This is a genomic window from Shinella sp. M27, assembly GCF_049199905.1.
Taxonomy (GTDB): domain Bacteria; phylum Pseudomonadota; class Alphaproteobacteria; order Rhizobiales; family Rhizobiaceae; genus Shinella.
This window is the reverse complement of record NZ_JBLZPK010000028.1, coordinates 28010-45413: the sequence shown is the minus strand read 5'-3', so window position 1 is coordinate 45413 and position 17404 is coordinate 28010. Positions and strand designations below refer to the sequence as shown.

At 63.7% G+C, this 17404-nt stretch carries 19 protein-coding genes; 7 read left to right on the top strand and 12 right to left on the bottom strand.

Features of this window, described 5'->3' with window-relative positions:
- Nucleotides 1-39: 39 nt before the first annotated feature.
- The 4 genes from ACOZK4_RS11080 to glpK form a co-directional block, all read right to left on the bottom strand.
- Nucleotides 40-1296 carry an RNA polymerase sigma factor gene (locus ACOZK4_RS11080; protein ID WP_421591937.1) on the bottom strand — a complete coding sequence of 419 codons (1257 nt, stop codon included), beginning with the start codon at nt 1294-1296 and terminating at the stop codon, nt 40-42.
- The gene (locus ACOZK4_RS11075) at nt 1293-1667 is read right to left on the bottom strand and encodes a YciI family protein (RefSeq protein WP_313528040.1); all 375 of its coding nucleotides are present in this window, start codon (nt 1665-1667) and stop codon (nt 1293-1295) included. Before ACOZK4_RS11075 ends, ACOZK4_RS11080 begins: the two co-directional genes overlap by 4 nt.
- Before the next feature lie 95 nt (nt 1668-1762).
- Nucleotides 1763-2167, bottom strand: coding sequence for a hypothetical protein (locus tag ACOZK4_RS11070; protein ID WP_313528038.1), 405 nt, complete (start codon nt 2165-2167; stop codon nt 1763-1765).
- Nucleotides 2168-2216: 49 nt separating this feature from the next.
- The gene (gene glpK, locus ACOZK4_RS11065) at nt 2217-3710 is read right to left on the bottom strand and encodes a glycerol kinase GlpK (protein ID WP_313528036.1); all 1494 of its coding nucleotides are present in this window, start codon (nt 3708-3710) and stop codon (nt 2217-2219) included.
- Nucleotides 3711-3906: 196 nt separating this feature from the next.
- On the opposite strand from glpK, the gene ACOZK4_RS11060 reads away from it, so the two are divergent.
- Together ACOZK4_RS11060 and xdhC are read left to right on the top strand one after the other, a co-directional pair.
- Nucleotides 3907-4680, top strand: a complete 774-nt coding sequence (locus ACOZK4_RS11060; RefSeq protein WP_421591936.1) for a 3-hydroxybutyrate dehydrogenase — start codon at nt 3907-3909, stop codon at nt 4678-4680.
- A 90-nt stretch (nt 4681-4770) separates the two neighbouring features.
- Nucleotides 4771-5592: a xanthine dehydrogenase accessory protein XdhC gene (gene xdhC, locus ACOZK4_RS11055; RefSeq protein ID WP_421591935.1), complete on the top strand. Its 822-nt coding sequence runs from the start codon at nt 4771-4773 to the stop codon at nt 5590-5592.
- Here the strand turns inward: xdhC and ACOZK4_RS11050 are convergent.
- Nucleotides 5589-5870, bottom strand: coding sequence for a hypothetical protein (locus tag ACOZK4_RS11050; RefSeq protein WP_421591934.1), 282 nt, complete (start codon nt 5868-5870; stop codon nt 5589-5591). The genes xdhC and ACOZK4_RS11050 overlap by 4 nt on opposite strands.
- Here ACOZK4_RS11050 and ACOZK4_RS11045 point away from each other — a divergent pair.
- Nucleotides 5869-6762 (top strand): LysR substrate-binding domain-containing protein, encoded by an 894-nt coding sequence (locus ACOZK4_RS11045; RefSeq protein WP_421591933.1) that lies wholly within the window; start codon nt 5869-5871, stop codon nt 6760-6762. The two genes, ACOZK4_RS11050 and ACOZK4_RS11045, sit on opposite strands and share 2 nt — an antisense overlap.
- Before the next feature lie 30 nt (nt 6763-6792).
- Entirely contained in the window at nt 6793-7275 is a 483-nt protein-coding gene (gene greA / locus ACOZK4_RS11040) for a transcription elongation factor GreA (RefSeq protein ID WP_421591932.1), read from the top strand.
- A gap of 20 nt (nt 7276-7295) precedes the next feature.
- Here the strand turns inward: greA and ACOZK4_RS11035 are convergent, their stop codons facing one another.
- Nucleotides 7296-8009 (bottom strand): glutathione S-transferase, encoded by a 714-nt coding sequence (locus ACOZK4_RS11035; protein WP_421591931.1) that lies wholly within the window; start codon nt 8007-8009, stop codon nt 7296-7298.
- 107 nt (nt 8010-8116) lie between these two features.
- Here ACOZK4_RS11035 and guaD point away from each other — a divergent pair, with 107 nt between their 5' ends.
- Entirely contained in the window at nt 8117-9424 is a 1308-nt protein-coding gene (gene guaD / locus ACOZK4_RS11030; RefSeq protein WP_421591930.1) for a guanine deaminase, read from the top strand.
- On the opposite strand, the gene uraH is transcribed toward guaD, so the two are convergent.
- Genes uraH through puuE form a run of 4 tightly spaced genes read right to left on the bottom strand, consistent with a single transcriptional unit; the run spans nt 9421 to nt 11764 of the window.
- On the bottom strand, nt 9421-9783 hold the full coding sequence (uraH, locus tag ACOZK4_RS11025) for a hydroxyisourate hydrolase (RefSeq protein ID WP_421591929.1): 363 nt from the start codon (nt 9781-9783) through the stop codon (nt 9421-9423). The genes guaD and uraH overlap by 4 nt on opposite strands.
- 8 nt (nt 9784-9791) lie before the next feature.
- Nucleotides 9792-10286 (bottom strand): ureidoglycolate lyase, encoded by a 495-nt coding sequence (locus tag ACOZK4_RS11020; RefSeq protein ID WP_421591928.1) that lies wholly within the window; start codon nt 10284-10286, stop codon nt 9792-9794.
- Between the two features lie 51 nt (nt 10287-10337).
- Nucleotides 10338-10835, bottom strand: a complete 498-nt coding sequence (gene uraD / locus ACOZK4_RS11015; protein WP_421591927.1) for a 2-oxo-4-hydroxy-4-carboxy-5-ureidoimidazoline decarboxylase — start codon at nt 10833-10835, stop codon at nt 10338-10340.
- Nucleotides 10832-11764: an allantoinase PuuE gene (gene puuE / locus ACOZK4_RS11010; protein ID WP_421591926.1), complete on the bottom strand. Its 933-nt coding sequence runs from the start codon at nt 11762-11764 to the stop codon at nt 10832-10834. The genes uraD and puuE overlap by 4 nt, the downstream gene beginning before the upstream one ends.
- 121 nt (nt 11765-11885) lie before the next feature.
- Here puuE and ACOZK4_RS11005 point away from each other — a divergent pair, with 121 nt between their 5' ends.
- On the top strand, nt 11886-12254 hold the full coding sequence (locus tag ACOZK4_RS11005; RefSeq protein WP_313528011.1) for a PRC-barrel domain-containing protein: 369 nt from the start codon (nt 11886-11888) through the stop codon (nt 12252-12254).
- 7 nt (nt 12255-12261) lie between these two features.
- Here ACOZK4_RS11005 and ACOZK4_RS11000 read toward each other — a convergent pair whose 3' ends face one another.
- Complete coding sequence (locus ACOZK4_RS11000) at nt 12262-13437, bottom strand: NAD(P)/FAD-dependent oxidoreductase (RefSeq protein ID WP_421591925.1); 1176 nt, start codon at nt 13435-13437, stop codon at nt 12262-12264.
- Here ACOZK4_RS11000 and mnmD point away from each other — a divergent pair.
- Nucleotides 13436-14158, top strand: a complete 723-nt coding sequence (gene mnmD, locus ACOZK4_RS10995; RefSeq protein WP_421591924.1) for a tRNA (5-methylaminomethyl-2-thiouridine)(34)-methyltransferase MnmD — start codon at nt 13436-13438, stop codon at nt 14156-14158. The genes ACOZK4_RS11000 and mnmD overlap by 2 nt on opposite strands.
- A 4-nt stretch (nt 14159-14162) precedes the next feature.
- On the opposite strand, the gene ACOZK4_RS10990 is transcribed toward mnmD, so the two are convergent.
- On the bottom strand, nt 14163-17404 hold a 3242-nt coding region (locus tag ACOZK4_RS10990; RefSeq protein ID WP_421591923.1), incomplete at its 5' end, for a response regulator.

Genomic DNA, 17404 nt, shown 5'->3' with positions numbered 1-17404 from the left:
GGACGCCCGACGGAGGAGCGATCCGACACCGAACACCTACTATTTTTCAGCCGCCGCCATCTCCCGCTGCACGCTGTCGAGATGCTGGCGGATGTGGGCGGCCTCGGCCGGTGTGGTCGCGAGCGCGATGGCGCGGTCGAAGGCCTCATGCGCCTCGCGGTAGCGGCCGAGCTGCTTCAAGAGGCCGCCGCGCAGGCCGTGAAAATAGAAATAGCCGTTCAGCTTCTCCGCCAAGGGTTCGACCAGCGCCAGCGCCGCCTCCGGCCCTTCCCGCTTGGACACCGCGACGGCGCGGTTGAGCCGCACGACCGGCGAAGGCTGCAGGCGCTCCAGCGTCTGGTAGAGCAGATCGATCTGCAGCCAGTCGGTTTCCGCCGCCGTAGCCGCACGGGCATGCAGGGCGGCAATTGCCGCCTGAATCTGGAAGGCGCCGGGCGCGCGGTGGCGGATCGCCTTGTCGATCAGCACCAGCGCCTCGTCGATCAGCGCGCGGTCCCACAGCGAGCGATCCTGATCGTCCAGCAGCACGATCTGCCCATCCGCGTCAAAACGGGCGTCGAGCCGCGAATGCTGGATGAGCAACAGCGCTGTCAGCCCCATAATCTCGGGTTCGGAGGGGAACAGTTTCAAGAGAAGCCGCGCCAGCCGGATCGCCTCCGCGCAGAAGGGCGTATCGGCCCTGTCCGGCACGCCGGCCGAATAGCCTTCGTTGAAGACGAGATAGAGCATCGCCGCGACAAGCCCAAGCCGCTCGGCGCGCGCCACGGCATCCGGCGTCTCGAAGGGGATGCCCGCTGCCGCCACTTTGGCCTTGGCACGCGTGATGCGCTGCTCCATCGCCGCCTCGGAGACGAGGAAGGCACGGGCGATCTGCTTCACCGAAAGGCCGGAGACGATACGCAGCGCCAGCGCGATCTGCTGCGTGGCCGGCAGGTCCGGATGACAGCAAACGAAGAGCAGGCGCAGGATGTCATCGCGGTAATGCGCGCCGTCCAGCCGGTCCGCGAGGTCGCTTTCCGTATCCTCCAGATCGGACAGAACCTCCTCGGGCGGAAGCGGCTGGTGTTTGGCGCGCTTGCGCACTTGATCGATGCCGCTGTTGCGGCCGACGAAGATGAGCCAGGCTGCCGGATCGCGCGGCGGGCCCTTTTCGGGCCAGGTCTTCAGCGCGCGAAGGCAAGCCTCCTGAAAGGCCTCCTCCGCCAGGTCGAGGTTACGGAAGTAGCGCAACAGCGCCCCCATGGCCTGCGGCCGTGCCGATGTCAGCGCCAGATCGATCCAGGCAAGCTCCGTCATTTTATGGGTACTCCCGGATTGAAGAACTGCAACGGCCGGATTTCATAGGTGCCGTTGGCCGGATTGGCGGCGGAAAGCTCACGCGCGAAGGTGATCGCCTCGTCCAGGGTGGCCGCCTCCAAAACGAAGAAGCCGAGAAACTGCTCCTTGGTTTCCGCGAAGGGACCATCCATGATGATGTCGTCGGTCGCGCCCTTGCGCACCGTGACGGCCGCGGTCGTCGGCATCAGCCGGGCGACGGGACCAAGCTTGCCCGCCTCGGCATAGCGCTGGTTCACAGCGCCGAGATCGGCCATGACCTTGTCGTCCAGCTCCTTCGACCAGGCATTGATCTCGCTTTCGCAATCGTAACAAAGAACGGCATACAGCATGGTGAACTCCCGTTGGCTGAAAGACGTAGGAGTAGCGTCTCAGCCGACAGGGCGCACCGGATTATTTTTGATTTTTGACAGAAGATCCTGATGGATCAGATCTTGAACACGTCATCCTGACAGAACACGATGACGTATCCGCCGTTGGGCTCGGCCTCGTCCGCCCAGGCCCGCAATTGCGCATGATACGGCTCGCGCCGCCAGATATCGGGATGGTCGGGATCGACCAGAACGGTGATCTGCGGCCCCTGCCGGTAGATCATCATATGCGAGCGCGATGGCTCCCAAGCTTCCCCGAGCGCCTCCTCGGTCATCCACAGACAAAGGAAATCCCGGCAGACCGAGGGCCGGTCCGCATAGATCGAACAGCCCTTGCCTTCGATGCAATGCCGGCACCAGGCATTGGCCGGCTTGTCGAACAGATCGATATCCGGCAGCCGGCAACAGAGCGTGCAGGTGCCGCAGGATCGGCCGGTGACGATGGTCGGGGATGAATGCATGGGCGACGCATAGCATCCGCCTGCACCGCCTTGAAGGGGGAGCGGAACGTTACCCCGCGCTCAGCGTGCGCCGCACCGCATCCTTCCAGCCCTTGATCTTCACCGTGCGGGTCTTCTCGTCCATCTTCGGCTCAAAGCGCGTGTCGCGCGCCCAGGATTTCGCAAAGCCCTTGCGGTCCGGCCAGACACCGGCGCGCTGGCCGGCGAGCCAGGCGGCGCCGAGCGCCGTCGTCTCCAGAATGGTCGGGCGGTCGACGGGGGCGTCGAGGATGTCGGAGAGGCGCTGCATGGTCCAGTCGGAGGCGACCATGCCGCCATCGACGCGCAGCACGGTTTCCTTGCCATTGGCCTTCCAGTCCTTGTGCATGGCGTCGAGCAAGTCGCGCGTCTGGTAGCAGACGGCCTCCAGCGCTGCGCGGGCGAATTCCGCCGGCCCCGTATTGCGCGTCATGCCGTAGATGGCGGCGCGGGCTTCCGGATCCCAATGCGGCGCACCGAGGCCGGTGAAGGCGGGTACGAGATAGACGTTCTGCGTCGGATCGGCTTTCGCGGCGAGATCGCCCGCATCGGGTGCTGCCTTGATGACCTTCAGCCCGTCGCGCAGCCATTGCACGGCGGCCCCGGCGATGAAGATCGAACCTTCGAGCGCATAGGTCGTCTCACCGTCGAGCCGATAGGCGATGGTGGTGAGCAGGCGGTTCTTCGAGCGCACCATGTCGGCGCCGGTGTTGAGCAGCGCGAAGCAGCCGGTACCGTAGGTGGATTTCATCATGCCCGGCTCGAAGCAGGCCTGGCCGATGGTCGCCGCCTGCTGGTCGCCGGCAACGCCGAGGATCGGAATTTCCGCGCCGAACAGGCTCTTTTCCGTGATGCCGAAATCGGCGGCGCAGTCCAAAACCTCGGGCAGCATGGCCTTCGGCACGCGCAGAATGTCCAAGAGTTCGTTGTCCCAATCATTCGCCGCGATGTTGTACATCAGCGTGCGGCTGGCATTGGTGGCATCCGTCACATGCGACTTGCCGCCCGTCAGCCGCCAAATCAGGAACGTGTCGATCGTGCCGAAGCACAAATCGCCCTTTGCGCCCCGCGCCCGCGCGCCCTTCACATTGGAGAGCATCCAGGAGAGTTTCGTGCCGGAAAAATAGGGGTCGAGCAGCAGGCCGGTCTTCTTGGTGAAGGTCTTTTCGAGGTCCTGCTTCTTCAGCTTGTCGCAATAGGAGGCGGTGCGGCGATCCTGCCAGACGATGGCGTTATGGATCGGCTTGCCGCTCTCGCGTTCCCAGACGACGACCGTCTCGCGCTGGTTGGTGATGCCGATGGCGGAAATATCGGAGGCCTTGACGTCGGCTTTCTTCAGGGCCGCCTTGACCGACCAGACGACGCTCTCCCAGATCTCTTCCGGATCGTGTTCGACCCAGCCGGACTGCGGGAAAATCTGCGTGAATTCCTTCTGGCCGGAACCGACGACTTTCTGATTGCCGTCGAAAACGATCGCCCGGCTCGATGTCGTGCCCTGATCGATCGCGAGAACATATCCGCTCATGCAGCCCTCCCCTTGAAGGATCTCTCCCAGACCCTTCGGAATCTTCAATACGAGACTAAAACGAATGTCAAAGGAAAATAAAACGCAAGCCCCGCTTCGCTCTCAGCGGGACTGTACCGCGCGGAAAACGCAATTGTCATCGCTTGAGTTTTAGGCGTAGGCTACCGCGACGCAGCATGAACTGGAGAGTACAAGCATGAAAAGTGTCGTCGTCACCGGCTCCACCAGCGGCATCGGCCTCGCCATCGCCAGCGCGTTTGCGGAAAACGGCGCAAACGTCGTCATCAATGGCTTCGGCAATGCCGATGAAATCGAGGCTATCCGGGCAAAACTCGACGGCCTCGGCAAGGGCCGGGTGCTCTATCATCCCGCCGACATGACGAAGCCGCACGAAATCTCGGACCTCATCCAGACGGCCGTGGAAGAATTCGACGGCGTCGACATCCTCGTCAACAATGCCGGCATCCAGCATGTCGAGAAGATCGAGGACTTTCCGCCGGAAAAGTGGGACCAGATCATCGCGATCAATCTCTCCAGCTCCTTCCACACCATCCGCAATGCCGTTCCGCATATGAAGCGCAAGGGCTGGGGCCGCATCATCAACGTCGCCTCCGCACACGGCCTCGTCGCCTCGCCCTTCAAGGCGGCCTATGTGGCGGCAAAACACGGCGTCCTGGGCCTGACGAAAACCGTCGCGCTTGAGGTCGCGGAAAATCGTATCACCGCCAACAGCATCTGCCCCGGTTATGTGCTGACGCCGCTGGTCGAAAAGCAGATCCCCGACACGGCCAAGGCCCGCGGCATCAGCGAGGCGCAGGTGAAGTCCGATGTCATGCTGAAGTTCCAGCCGACCAAGGAGTTCGTCGGTACCGACGAAGTGGCAGCGATCGCGCTTTTCCTTGCTTCCGATGCGGCAAAATCGATCAACGGCACCCATATCTCCGTCGATGGCGGCTGGACCGCCCAATAAAATATGCGCCCAATAAAATAGGCACGTGATCGCGGCGGGTTTCCGGCTGCGTCCCAAGCCAAGCGGGCTTCAGGCGCGAAGAAGGACGAAATGAATTTTCTGCAAGATAGTCTCGCGGGCTTTCTCGCCCGCGAACACCGCATCGTCATCGTCGATATCACCGCCACCAAAGGCTCGGCACCGCGCGATGAAGGCACCTTCATGCTGGTCGCGCCGACGGACATCTACGGCACGATCGGCGGCGGACAGCTGGAATATGCTGCCATCGAGAATGCGCGCAAGCTGCTGGCGGATGCCGGCGGCGCGGCGAAGCTCGAAATCCCGCTCGGGCCGGAAAACGGCGAATGTTGCGGCGGCCGCGTGGACCTGCGCTTCACCTTCGCCGACGAAGAGGCCCGTAAGACGCTCGACAAGCGCCTTGCGGACGAGGAGCGGCAAAAGCCGCAGGTCTGGATTTTCGGCGCGGGCCATGTCGGCCGGGCGCTTGCCGACGCGCTGACCCTGCTGCCCCTTAACGTCTTCGTGGTGGAGGCGCGCGAGACTGCGCTCGACCAACTGACCTCGGAGGTGCATCATCGCTTCGCCGCCTTGCCGGAAACGCTGATCGCGGATATTCCCACGGGCTCCGCCGTCGTCATCGTGACGCACGATCATGCGCTCGATTTCCGCATCGGTACGCAGGCACTCCAGCGCAAGGACCTCGCCTATATCGGCATGGTCGGCTCGCACGCGAAGCGCGGCACATTCCTGCACCATCTCGACGAACAGGACATGCCACGCAGTGAAGCAGAGCGGCTGGTTCTACCGATCGGCGGCAGTGCGGTGGACGACAAGCGCCCCGAGGTCATCGCCGCGATGACCGCCTCGGAAATCCTGCTCGTCTTTGCCAAATGGCGGCGGGACAACACCTAGCCGCGCCCATCCAGAAAACCGAGGTCACGCTTCAGGTGATCAGACAGCTCGTCCGGCCGCAGGCGCGGCATGTTGTTACGCTTACGGAAGGCAAAGGCGAGAGAGAGCTTATGCCAGAAGCCGGCAAGCGGCCCCCGCTTATGCCTTACAGGCATTGTTTCGACGACGCATGTCATGGTAAAACCTCGTAAATTCCATTCATTGCGTGCAGGATGCGCTCGTGAGGGATGGAATTCCAATCGAACCTTCGTCTGCATGCATGAAGAGACCTTGGCCATGAAGATGTCGCGCAACTTTCCGCTGAACGCGCTTCGCGTCTTCGAGGCGGCGGCGCGGCATGCGAGTTTCACCCGCGCCGGCGATGAACTCGGCATGACGCAGACGGCGGTCAGCTACCAGATCAAGCTTCTGGAAGAGACGCTTGGCGAGACCCTGTTCCTGCGCCAGCCGCGTCAGGTACTGCTGAGCGAGGCCGGCGAGCGCCTGGCGCCGAAGGTGGGCGAAGGTCTTGCCAAACTCGCGGAGGCCGTGGCCGACCTGAAGGGGGCGACGGAGCACAAGCTGCACATCCACTCGACACCGACCTTCGCCACGCAATGGCTGAGTCGCACACTCGGCGATTTCCAGCTGAAGCACCCGAACATCGCCGTCCGGCTATCCACCTCGCAGGACCTGATCGATTTTTCGCGGGAAGAAGCCGATATCTCGATCCGCTGGGGCAAGGGCGACTGGCCGGGTCTCGAGAGCCATCGCATCATGCGTATGGATTTCGCGCCTCTGCTCAATCCGGCGCTGGCGGAAACGATCGGCGGTGTGCACGAACCGGCCGACCTCCTGAAGCTGCCGATCATCAGCGCCCCGGATATCTGGTGGCGCACCTGGTTTTCCGCCGCAGGCATCGACAATCCGGGGCTTGAGCGCTATCCGCCGAACGAACTCGGCATCCAGACCATCGACGCGCAGGTCGCGATGGCCGGCCAGGGTGTCGCGATCCTCAATCCCGGCCATTTCCGCACGGAGATCGCTGCCGGCCTGCTCTATCAGCCCTTCGAGCTGACCTGCAACGACGGGCGCGACTATTGGCTCGCCTATCCGGAAAACCGACGCAACATTTTGAAAATCCGCGCGTTTCGCGATTGGATTCTGGCGACGATGCCGCAGGAAGCGTAAAGTGCCTGATAACAACAGGGAGTCTTGATCTTGAGCGTCGCTTTCATGAAGGAAGAGAGTGCCGAAACCGCAGCGGAAACCCTGCTGCCCGAACGGCCGATTTCTCCTCACCCCAATCTCGTCACCGAGACGGGCCTGAAGGCGCTCGAGACGCAACTGGCAGACGCGCGCACGGCCTTCGAGGCGGCCAATGCGATCGAGGACATCAACGAAAAACGCCGACAGCTCGCTGGCCCCGCGCGCGATATCCGCTACCTCGTCGAGCGGCTGCGCACCGCGCAGGTCATGGCCGATCCGACATCATCCGAGACCGTCGCCTTCGGCAACACGGTAAAATTCAGCCGCGATGACGGGCGGGTTCAGACCTACCGGATCGTCGGCGAGGACGAGGCCGATCCTAAGGCCGGCACAATTTCCTATGTGTCACCGGTCGCACGCCTGCTGCTCGGCAAGGGCGTCGGCGATCTTGTCACCCTGAACGGCCAGGAGCTGGAGATCGTCGCGATTTCCTGAGGCGGACCGCGCCAAGGGGACTACGGCCTGCCGTCCAGTTCAGGATAATGGCGAAACAGATCGCTCTCGTTGCCGGGAAGGCGGCGCTCGCTCGCGAGATAGGCGCTGATCTTCGGATGCTCCGCGACGGAGACGCACAACGCCCTTATCTTGTGATACCGCGCATCGAGGCCGCTCATCAGCTTCGGAAAGGCATAGGTCAGGCCGTCCATGACCTGAAACAGCGACAGGTCCGCATAGCTCAGCCGGTCGCCCACGAGATGGGCCGGGCCCTCGGGATTTCGCGTGAGAATGCCCTCGAACCAGTCGAGGAATTTCGGTACGCGCTCCTCGCGGAATTCGCGGGCGCGGCGTTGCGATTCGGGTTTCTGGTTTTCGTAATATTCGCCGGCGCCGATCGGGTGGTGCACGTCGTGGCCTTCGAGAACGAAGTCGGCGATGGTGAGCTGGATCTGATGCGTCCAGAGCCGCAGGTGCTGCTCCTTCGGTGCGAGATCGAGCTTGTCGCCGAGATAGAGCAGGATGGCGGCGACCTGACCGACCACCACGTCGCCGTCCCTGAGAAAGGGCGGCGCGAAGGACGGTGTCGCCACCTCTTTGCTGACCCGGGCGATGACACCATCGCCCTCCTCGCGCGCGACATCGCGGTAGGGCACGCCGGCCGCTTCGAGAACGAGACGGACATATTCGCCGCGACCCTGAATGCCGGTCCAGTAGTAGAGTTCGTAAGCCATGCCGCAGAATACACCCGGCGGGGCTTCGGTTCCACCGGGCAATTGCCCTGCCCGCGCATGCGCTCTATCTGGAAGGACGAACCGCAGCACAAGGACACGTGACCGCCATGACAAAAACCCTCATCCGCGGACGCCTGCTCTCCTTCCTGCGCCGCCCCGAGACGATCGACGATGCGGCAAGCTACCGCTACGAGGAGGATGGCGGCCTGCTGGTCGAGGATGGCAGGATCGTCGCCGTCGGCGCCTATGCCGCGGTGCACGCGCAGGCACCCGAGGATGTGGAGGAGATCGACCATCGCCCGCACCTCATCCTGCCGGGCCTGATCGACACGCACCTGCATTTCCCGCAGATGCAGGTGATCGGTTCCTATGCCGCCAACCTGCTCGAATGGCTGAACACCTACACCTTCCCGGAGGAATGCCGCTTCGTCGAAAGCGAGCACGCCGCCCGCATCGCCCGGCATTTCTACGACGAGATGATCCGCCAGGGCACGACGACCGCCGTCGCCTATTGCTCGGTACACAAGACCTCGGCCGACGCCTATTTCGCCGAGGCGCTGAAGCGCGGCATGCGCATGATCGGCGGCAAGGTGATGATGGACCGCAATGCGCCGCAGGGCCTGCTCGACACGCCCGAGATGGGCTATGACGAGACCCGCGCGGTGATCGCGCAATGGCACGGCAAGGGCCGCAACCACGTCGCCATCACCCCGCGCTTCGCCATCACCTCGACGCCGGCGCAGATGGAAATGGCGGCCGCACTTGCCCGCGAGTTCCCCGACCTGCACATCCAGACGCATCTTTCGGAAAACCACGACGAGATCCGCTTCACCAGCGAACTCTATCCCGATGCGATCGACTATACGGATGTCTATGCGAAATACGGCCTGCTTGGCCGCAAGAGCCTGTTCGGCCATTGCATCCATCTCTCGGAGCGCGAGGCGGACGCGATGAGCGAGGCGGGTGCGGTCGCGATGCACTGCCCCACCTCCAACCTCTTCCTCGGCTCGGGCCTCTTCCCGTTGAAGGCGCTTTCGCGGCGTGACAAACCCGTACGCATCGGCGTCGCCACCGATATCGGCGGCGGCACCAGCTATTCCATGCTGAAGACAATGGATGAGGCCTACAAGATCCAGCAACTGCTTGGCGAGCGGCTGAACCCGTTCGAGAGTTTCTATCACATGACGCTCGGCAATGCCGAGGCGCTGTCGCTAGAGGATCATATCGGCACGCTGGAAGCCGGCACGGATGCCGACTTCGTGGTACTCGACGCGGCCGCAACACCCGCCATGGCGCTGAAGATGGAAGTGGTGCGCTCGCTGACGGACGAACTCTTCCTGCTCCAGACGCTGGGCGACGACCGCGCGGTGCGCGAGACCTATGTGGCGGGCAAGCCGATGAAGGCCGCCCTTTAGCTGCCGCGATAGGTCGAGTAGCTGTAGGCCGAGAGCAGCAGCGGCACGTGGTAATGGCTTGCCGGATCGGCGACGCCGAAGCGCAGCGGGATGCGGTCGAGGAAGGCCGGGTCGGTGACGGCGGCACCGGAGGCGCGCAGGTAATCGCCGGCATGGAAAAGCAGTTCATAGGTGCCGGCCGCAAAGCCGGCACCTTCCATAAGCGGAGCATCGACGCGGCCGTCGTCGTTCGTGACGGCGCTCGTCACGGGCTGGCGCTCCTCGTTCACGATCCGGAAGAGATCGATCTTCAGGCCCGCGGCGGGTTTGCCGAGCGCGGTGTCGAGAACGTGGGTGGTCAGGCGGCCGGTCTTGCTCATAAGTCCTCTCAGGGTGCTTCTATGACGAAGGGTTTCTCAAGGAAGAACTCTTCCAGGTTGACGCCGCCGCCCAGACGGTCGACGACGAGGAAATCGCTGACGGCGCCGACCGCGATCAGCGGGTGGTGCCAGACATTGCGGCGATAGTTCACCCCCTGCCGTCCGCCGGCGCGAAACACCTTCGGCTTGCCGGGCTTGCCGCCCTCGTCTTCCGCCACCACCACCAGCCAGGGCCGGTCGTCGAGCGGCGAAAAACTCTGGCTGCCGAACGGATGGCGCTCCATCATGTCGACAGTGTAGGGGAACGCACGCGGGGTCCCGCGGAAGAGGTTGATGATGACCCTGGCATCGTCGCCGACGGCTTCGGCCTCCGCGAGCGCGTGGTAGCGCTCGGTCGTGCCGCCGTTGATGTGGCGCATCGAAGCGGGATCGGCTTCGATGACGGTGCCGAAGGGCGCAAAGGCCTCTTGCGTCAGGGGTTGGATTTCAAGCTTCTCAGCCATCGGACAGCCCTCCCGGGGAGAGGAAGGGCAGTCTTCGGTCATCGGGCATCGTCAATCTCCGGGGAGCAGAGCATTCAACCGGAGGAGCGCGATGCGCTCCACCTGGCTTTTCGCGGTTTCGAATTCTTCGTCGGCCGTATTGCCGATCCGCTTTTCGAAGGCGGCAAGGATGTCGTCCTTGTCAAGGCCTTTAACGGCGATGATGAAGGGGAAGCCGAATTTTTCGACGTAACCGGTGTTGAGTTCGGTGAAGCGGGCGTGTTCGGCTGCACTCAGCCGGTCGAGGCCGGCGCCGGCCTGTTCCTTGCGGCTGTCTTCCGTCAGCCCGCCGGCAATCGCGAGCTTACCGGCAAGATCCGGGTGGGCGACGAGCACGCCGAGCTGTTCGGCACGGCTCGCCTTGCGGAAGGCATCGGTGAGAGCGGCATGCACGCCGCCGGCCGTCAGCGGCTCGGCAACGGCATTCGCGTCGAGCGCCCGCTCGGCGATGAACGGCGAGTGCTCGAAGACGCCGCCGAAACGGTCGAGGAAATCGGCCCGGTCGATCATGCGCCCTTCACCTTCGACGGATGGTGGTTCTCGATCCAGTGGCGCGCGATATCGATGCGGCGCGGGATCCAGACCTTTTCGTGGCCAAGCACGTAATCGACGAAGCGGGCAAGGGCTGCCGCACGGCCGGGACGACCGACCAGACGGCAATGCAGGCCGATATTCAGCATCTTCGGGCTGCCTTCGGCACCTTCCTGATAGAGCACGTCGAAGGCGTCCTTCAAATAGGTGAAGAACTGATCGCCCGTGTTGAAGCCCTGCGGCGTGGCAAAGCGCATGTCGTTGGTTTCGAGCGTGTAGGGAATGATCAGGAAGGGCTCGCCATCGAGGCCCGGCACCCAGAACGGCAGGTCGTCGGCATAGGAATCGGAGGAATAGACGAAACCGCCCTCTTCCATGACGAGACGCAGCGTGTTGTCCGAGGGCTTGCCCTGGTACATGCCGAGCGGGTGCGAGCCGGTCAGCTCCTTGTGCAGGCGCACGGCCTCGCGGATGTGCTCGCGTTCCTTCTCCTCGGAAAAGTCCTTGTATTCCAGCCAGCGGTAGCCATGGCTGGCGATTTCCCAGCCGGCTTCCTTCATGGCGGCGACGGCTTCCGGGTTGCGCGCCATGGCGAGCGTCACGCCATAGACGGTCGTGGTGACGTTACGGCTGGTGAACAAGCGGTGCAGGCGCCAGAAACCGGCGCGCGAGCCATATTCATAGATCGATTCCATGTTGAGGTTGCGCTGACCCGGCCAGGCGGCCGCACCGACGATTTCCGACAGAAGGTTTTCCGAGTTCGGGTCGCCGTCGAGAATGCAGCTCTCACCGCCCTCCTCGTAGTTCACCACGAACTGGACGGCGATGTTGGCATCGCCGGGCCAGCGCACTTGCGGCGGGTTGCGGCCGTAGCCGATGAGGTCGCGCGGGTAGGTTTTCTCGGTCATTCTGTCACCTTCGAAAGGGGGACGCTCGGATTTGAATTGGGGCAATCACCCCTTGAATAGGAACCAATACCGCTTTGCGTCGTTTTCTGTCCATCACACGCAAGGAGAAACACTTATGGTCATGCAGGATGCAAACATTCGTGAAACCCAGGATCTCATCGCCAGCGACAAGGTCGAGGGAACGAGCGTCTATGGCGCCGATGGCAAGCATATCGGCTCGGTCGAGCGCCTGATTCTCGACAAGCGCAGCGGCCACGTCTCCTATGCCGTGCTCAGCTTCGGCGGTTTCCTCGGCATCGGCCACGATCACTATCCGCTGCCGTGGGGCAAGCTCGCCTATGACGAAGGCCTCGGCGGTTATCGCGTCGATCTGACGAAGGAACAGGTCGAAGCCGCGCCGCACTATGAAAGCGACGCGGAATACGACTGGAACCGCCGCAACGGCAAGGTGATCCACGATTATTACGGCGTTCCGCCCTATTGGATGTAAGGCTGCGTCAGATCCGACCGGCTTCCTCGAAGTGTGCCGGTACGGTAAACGAGGGCGGTACGTCGAGCGTGCCGCCCTCGATTTCGTTCAGCACCGCGCGGGCGAGCGCGTGCGCCAGGCCGAAGCTCACCTTGAAGCCACCCGTCATCAGGCTGAGATTGGCATGATCCGGGTGTCTCCCGACCATCGGCTCGCGACCGATCGCCTTGGGGCGCAGACCCGCCCAGCGTTCGATGACCGGGGTATGGGCGAGGACAGGCGCCATCATTCGCGCCTTTTCGATCAACGTGTCGAGCAGACCATCGGTACTGTTTGCATCATCAAAGCTGTTTTCACTCGTGCTTCCGATGGCGACGACACCGTTTTCATGCGGCACGATATAGAGACCGTCAGCGAAGACCACCGGCAGGCCGGGATCGACCGATGCCAGGAGCAACGCCGCCTGCCCCTTGACACCCATGCCGGCCGGTTTGGCGAGCGGGGTCAGGGATTGCAGAAGGGGGAAGGTTTCGACACCGGCGGCGAGCACACAATGGCCGAAGGGCAGAAGCGAGCCGTCATCGAGACGGGCAAGGCCGGCGGCGGGATCGATTGCCAAGAGCCCGACGCCTTCCGTGATCGTCACCTTCGCCTGTCTCTCAAGCGCCGCCTTCAAGACGGCCAGAAGACCGCGCGGGGAAAGACGAGCGGCCAGATGGTCGTGAACCAGTCCATGCGGCATGGCCTCGTCCATCGGCCAGCCGGCAATGGGGGCAGCCTCCAGCAAATCGAAAGCAAAGCTGCGGTCAGATGTCGACCAGACGGACTGCGCATCCCGTGCGTGCCCCAGCGCTGTGTCACGGTTCTGCGGTTTCGTCAGCGGAATGAGGCGGCCGGAGCGCCGATAACCGGCGGAAAGGCCAGTCTCGGCCTCCAGCGCGGCGATCTCAGCTTCTATCGACACCAAGGCCGCAAACTGAAACGCCTTCTTTGCATTCCAACGGTCCGGCAAATGCGGCATCAGCGCGCCGAGCACCCCGCCGCTGGCGCCGGCTCCGATATGCCGGCGATCGACCAGATGAACCGAAAGGCCCCGTTGGGCGGCAAAAAGTGCGGTCCAGAGGCCCATCACCCCGCCACCGGCCACGAGCAGGTCCACGGCCGGTTGACCCGCGGGCTTCACGCGACTATCGGCATTCGGCATGGCTGACCACGATCCCTACACTGCGCCCGAAACCCTCGGTGTTCTCGACTGGCACGAGGGCGATATGCCCTATTCCAGTGCCTTTGACGATCACTTTTATTGCCGCAACGACGGGCGGCTGGAATGCGGCCACGTCTTCCTGTCCGGCAACGGCCTGCCGGCCCGCTGGCAGCGGCAAGAACCGTTCCGCATCGCCGAACTCGGCTTCGGCACCGGCCTCAATCTCACGGAAACCTGGCGGCAATGGCAGGAGACGGCGCCGGAAGGGACAAGCCTGCACTTCACTTCTTTCGAGCGCTTCCCGATGGCCCGCGCCGATATCGACCGGGCGCTCGCCCACTGGCCGGAACTCGACGCCCAGCGCGTATTCCTCACCGAAAAATGGCCGGAAACGCCCGCGGGACGCGTTGAGATCGAACTGGAACCGCGCGTCCGCCTCACCGTTGTCTGCGGCGCGGCACTGGAAAGCCTGACACAGGAACAGCTGCCCTTCGACGCCTGGTTTCTCGACGGTTTTGCGCCCTCGCGCAATCCGGACATGTGGTCGGCGGACTTGATGGCCGAGGTTTTCCGGCTGACGGTTCCCGGCGGGCGGTTCGGCACCTATGCGGCGGCCGGTTTCGTTCGGCGCAATCTTGCCGCGGCGGGGTTCGTCGTGGAACGGCGGCCGGGCTTTGCCGGCAAGCGCGAAATGCTCTGCGGGGAAAAGCCGGCGATTTGAGCGCTCAGTGCAGCGTGCCGTTGGCCGCCTGCATCTTGCCGCGCTTCAGCCAGCGGTCGAGCTGCTCTTCCAGCTTCTCGATGCTGATGGGCTTGGCCAGATAATCGTCCATGCCGGCGGCGAGGCACTCCTCCCGGTCGCCCTCCAGCACATGGGCCGTGACGGCGACGATCGGCACGCGATGGCCGGTGCCGCTTTCGATCTCGCGGATCGCCCGGCTCGCCTGCAACCCGTTCATCACGGGCATGGAAATATCCATCAGGATCATGCCCGGCCGGCTGGCGCGGAAGAGCGCCACCGCCTCCTCGCCATTGCCGACGATGCGGAAGCGCAGGCCCGCCGCCATCAGCATCTGGGTGAAGAGGATCTGGTTGACCTCATTGTCCTCGGCCACCAGCACATCCAGGACTTCGCCATCCGGCTCAATTGTACCGGCCGCATGCGGGCGAAGCGCCAGAACCTTGCCTTCGACCACGGGTGCGGCGACCGGCTGGGGCTTGCCGCCACGCATCGCGCGCAGGACCTCGCCCACCGTCTCGCGCAGCAGATCGGCCCGCACGGGCTTCATGAGATGCGCCTGAACATGTTGCGAGGACAAAAGCTTGTCATCCGCCGGAAGGTTCATCGAGGTGAGCACGACAAGCGCACTTCCGGCCGTTTCCGCATTCTCCCGCAGGGTGCGCACGAAGCCTGGCGAATGATCCGGCTGATAATCGAGAAGGATCGCATCGACGCGCAGGCCCATATCGGCCGCCGCCGTGAGCACAGCCAGCGCTTCGGCTTCCGAAGCGACCGCCGTCGCATCGAACCCCCAGCCGAGCAGCATGTCGTGTGAGGCCTTGCGCGAGAGATCATGCGCATCCACGACGAGAATGCGGGCGCTCGACGCCTTGGCCGGCATGATGCGGGCCGGCAGTGCCGCGACGGCGAGCGTCATCGGCAGGCGTACGGTGAAGACCGAGCCCGTCCCCACGGCACTCTCGGCCACAAGCGTGCCGCCGAAAAGCCGCGTCAGCCCGTCGGTGATGGCGAGACCCAGGCCGGTGCCCTCATGGCGGCGCGTCGAGGAGGCATCGACCTGCGAGAACTTTTCGAAGATCGACGCCATCTTCTCGGTCGGGATGCCGGCGCCGGTATCTTCAACGCGGATCTCGATGTCCACCGCACCGTCAGGCCCGGGCGTTGAGGCAAGATCGATCAGCACATGGCCGCGATCGGTGAATTTCACCGCATTGCCGACGAGGTTGGTGACGATCTGCCGGAAACGCCCGGCATCGCCCATCACGGCCGCCGGCATCTGCGCGGCACCGCGCACGACAAGCTCGATGTCCTTCTCAGCGGCCTTCGCCGAAAGCAGCGTCGCGACGTCCTCGATGGCTTCCACCGGGTTGAAGGCGACGTCGCGCAGCGTCATCTGGCCGGCATCGATCTTCGAGAAATCGAGGATGTCATTGATGATCGTCAAGAGCGCATTGCCCGACTTCACCATGATGTCGATGAACGTCTTCTGGCGGGTGTCGAGATTGGATTTGGCGAGCAGTTCCGCCATGCCGAGCACGCCGTTCATCGGCGTGCGGATCTCGTGGCTCATATTGGCGAGGAATTCCGACTTCGCCTTGTCGGCCGTCTCGGCGCGCGACACGAGCCGGCGCAACTCGTCTTCGCGGCTCTTGAGATCGGTGATGTCGGAGAAGACGATGACGTTGCGGCCGCGGCTCGTCGGCGTCACGTCAAGCCGCAGCCAGCGCTCGTAGCCGCTGAAAACGGTCAAGGACGCCGGCTTGCCGGTGAAAAGGATGGCGCCGAATTCCCGCGCATCCACCGGCTCCTCGCCAACGAAACCGGGGATCTTGCGGTCGATGCAGCTTTGCAGCACGTCCTTCATCGAGGCCCCCGGCTGCAACAGGTGCGACGGCATGGCGATCATGGTGGACAGCGCCTCGTTGGACAGCACCACCCTGTCGCCTTCGATGATGAGCAGGCCCTGGGCCATCGAGGAGACGGCATCCTCCATGAGGGTGCCGACCTCTTCGAGCGCGCTGCGCGTCTCCAGCACCTCGCGCTCACGCTCGCGCCGCTCGGTGATGTCGATATAGGTGAGCAGGCAGCGGCCGCCGGAAATGGCGCAGCCGGCCTCGATCAGCGTGCGGCCGTTCGCATAGCTGACTTCGCGCACCGGCATTTCGCCGGCGCGGATGCCATAGAGGCGATGTCCGTATCCGTCGGCGCAAGGCGTGCCATCCTCGCATGTCGCCCCTTGCGCATGCTGGAAATGCAGGAGTTCGCCGAGTGGCCGGTCCTTCATTGGCGGAAGCGCGCCGTTCCAAAGCCCGGCGAAAGCACCGTTGATCAGCTCGATTGTGCCGGTCTCATCGACCACCACGATGCCGACGGGCAGCGATTCCACGACGCTTGCAAGGTCCGCGCGTGCCGCCTCGGCCTCGCGCTGCGCCTCGATCAACTGTTCCTCGCGCTTCTTCAGCACCATCGTGTCGGTGATCGAGCCGATGAGGTAGCTCTTTTCGTCCAGCGTCGTGACGCGATGGAGCCGGGTAATCGTCGGCAGGACGAAACCGTCCGCACGGACGTATTCGATTTCGGTCTCGAGCAGTTCGCCAGTGTCGAGGACCTGCTGGTTCTGCGCGTGGAACTCCTCCCCCTGCTCGGGATACATGTCGAGCGTGGTGAGGCCGAGCAGCTCATCCGGCTGCCGGCCCGTGAGCTCGACATAGGCCCGGTTGGCGAAGATCATGCGCTGGTCTTCATCGCGCATGAAGCTCGCGACGGGCAATTCGTCGAGCAGCGCGCGATAGAGGCTGATTTCCTGGGAATGCTGGACGAGCAGCGCCTCGCCGTCCTTCAGCGCCGTCACGTCCAGCCGGAAGGCGACGAGCCGGCCATCCGGGCGGCGCTGGGTGACGAGGCGCATCCAGCCGCCGGCCAGCCGGGCGACCGTTTCGTAAAGCGGCAGATCGTAGCTTGCGAGGCGCGCGGCGACCCAGCGTTCGCGCTCGGCCGGCGTGGTGCGCCCGACTTCGATATCGTGCAAAGCCTCCGTCAGGCTCGCAAGCGTGATCGCCCCGTCCGCAAGATCGCCGACCAGCGTGCGATAAAATTCCCGCATACAGGCGTTGGCATAGCTCAGCCGGTTGTCCGCGCCGAAGATCGCAATACCAGCGCCGAAGGCGTCCAGCGCGCTTTCGACCGGATCGGCATCCCCCTCAGGGCGTCCCGTGCAAGTTGCCT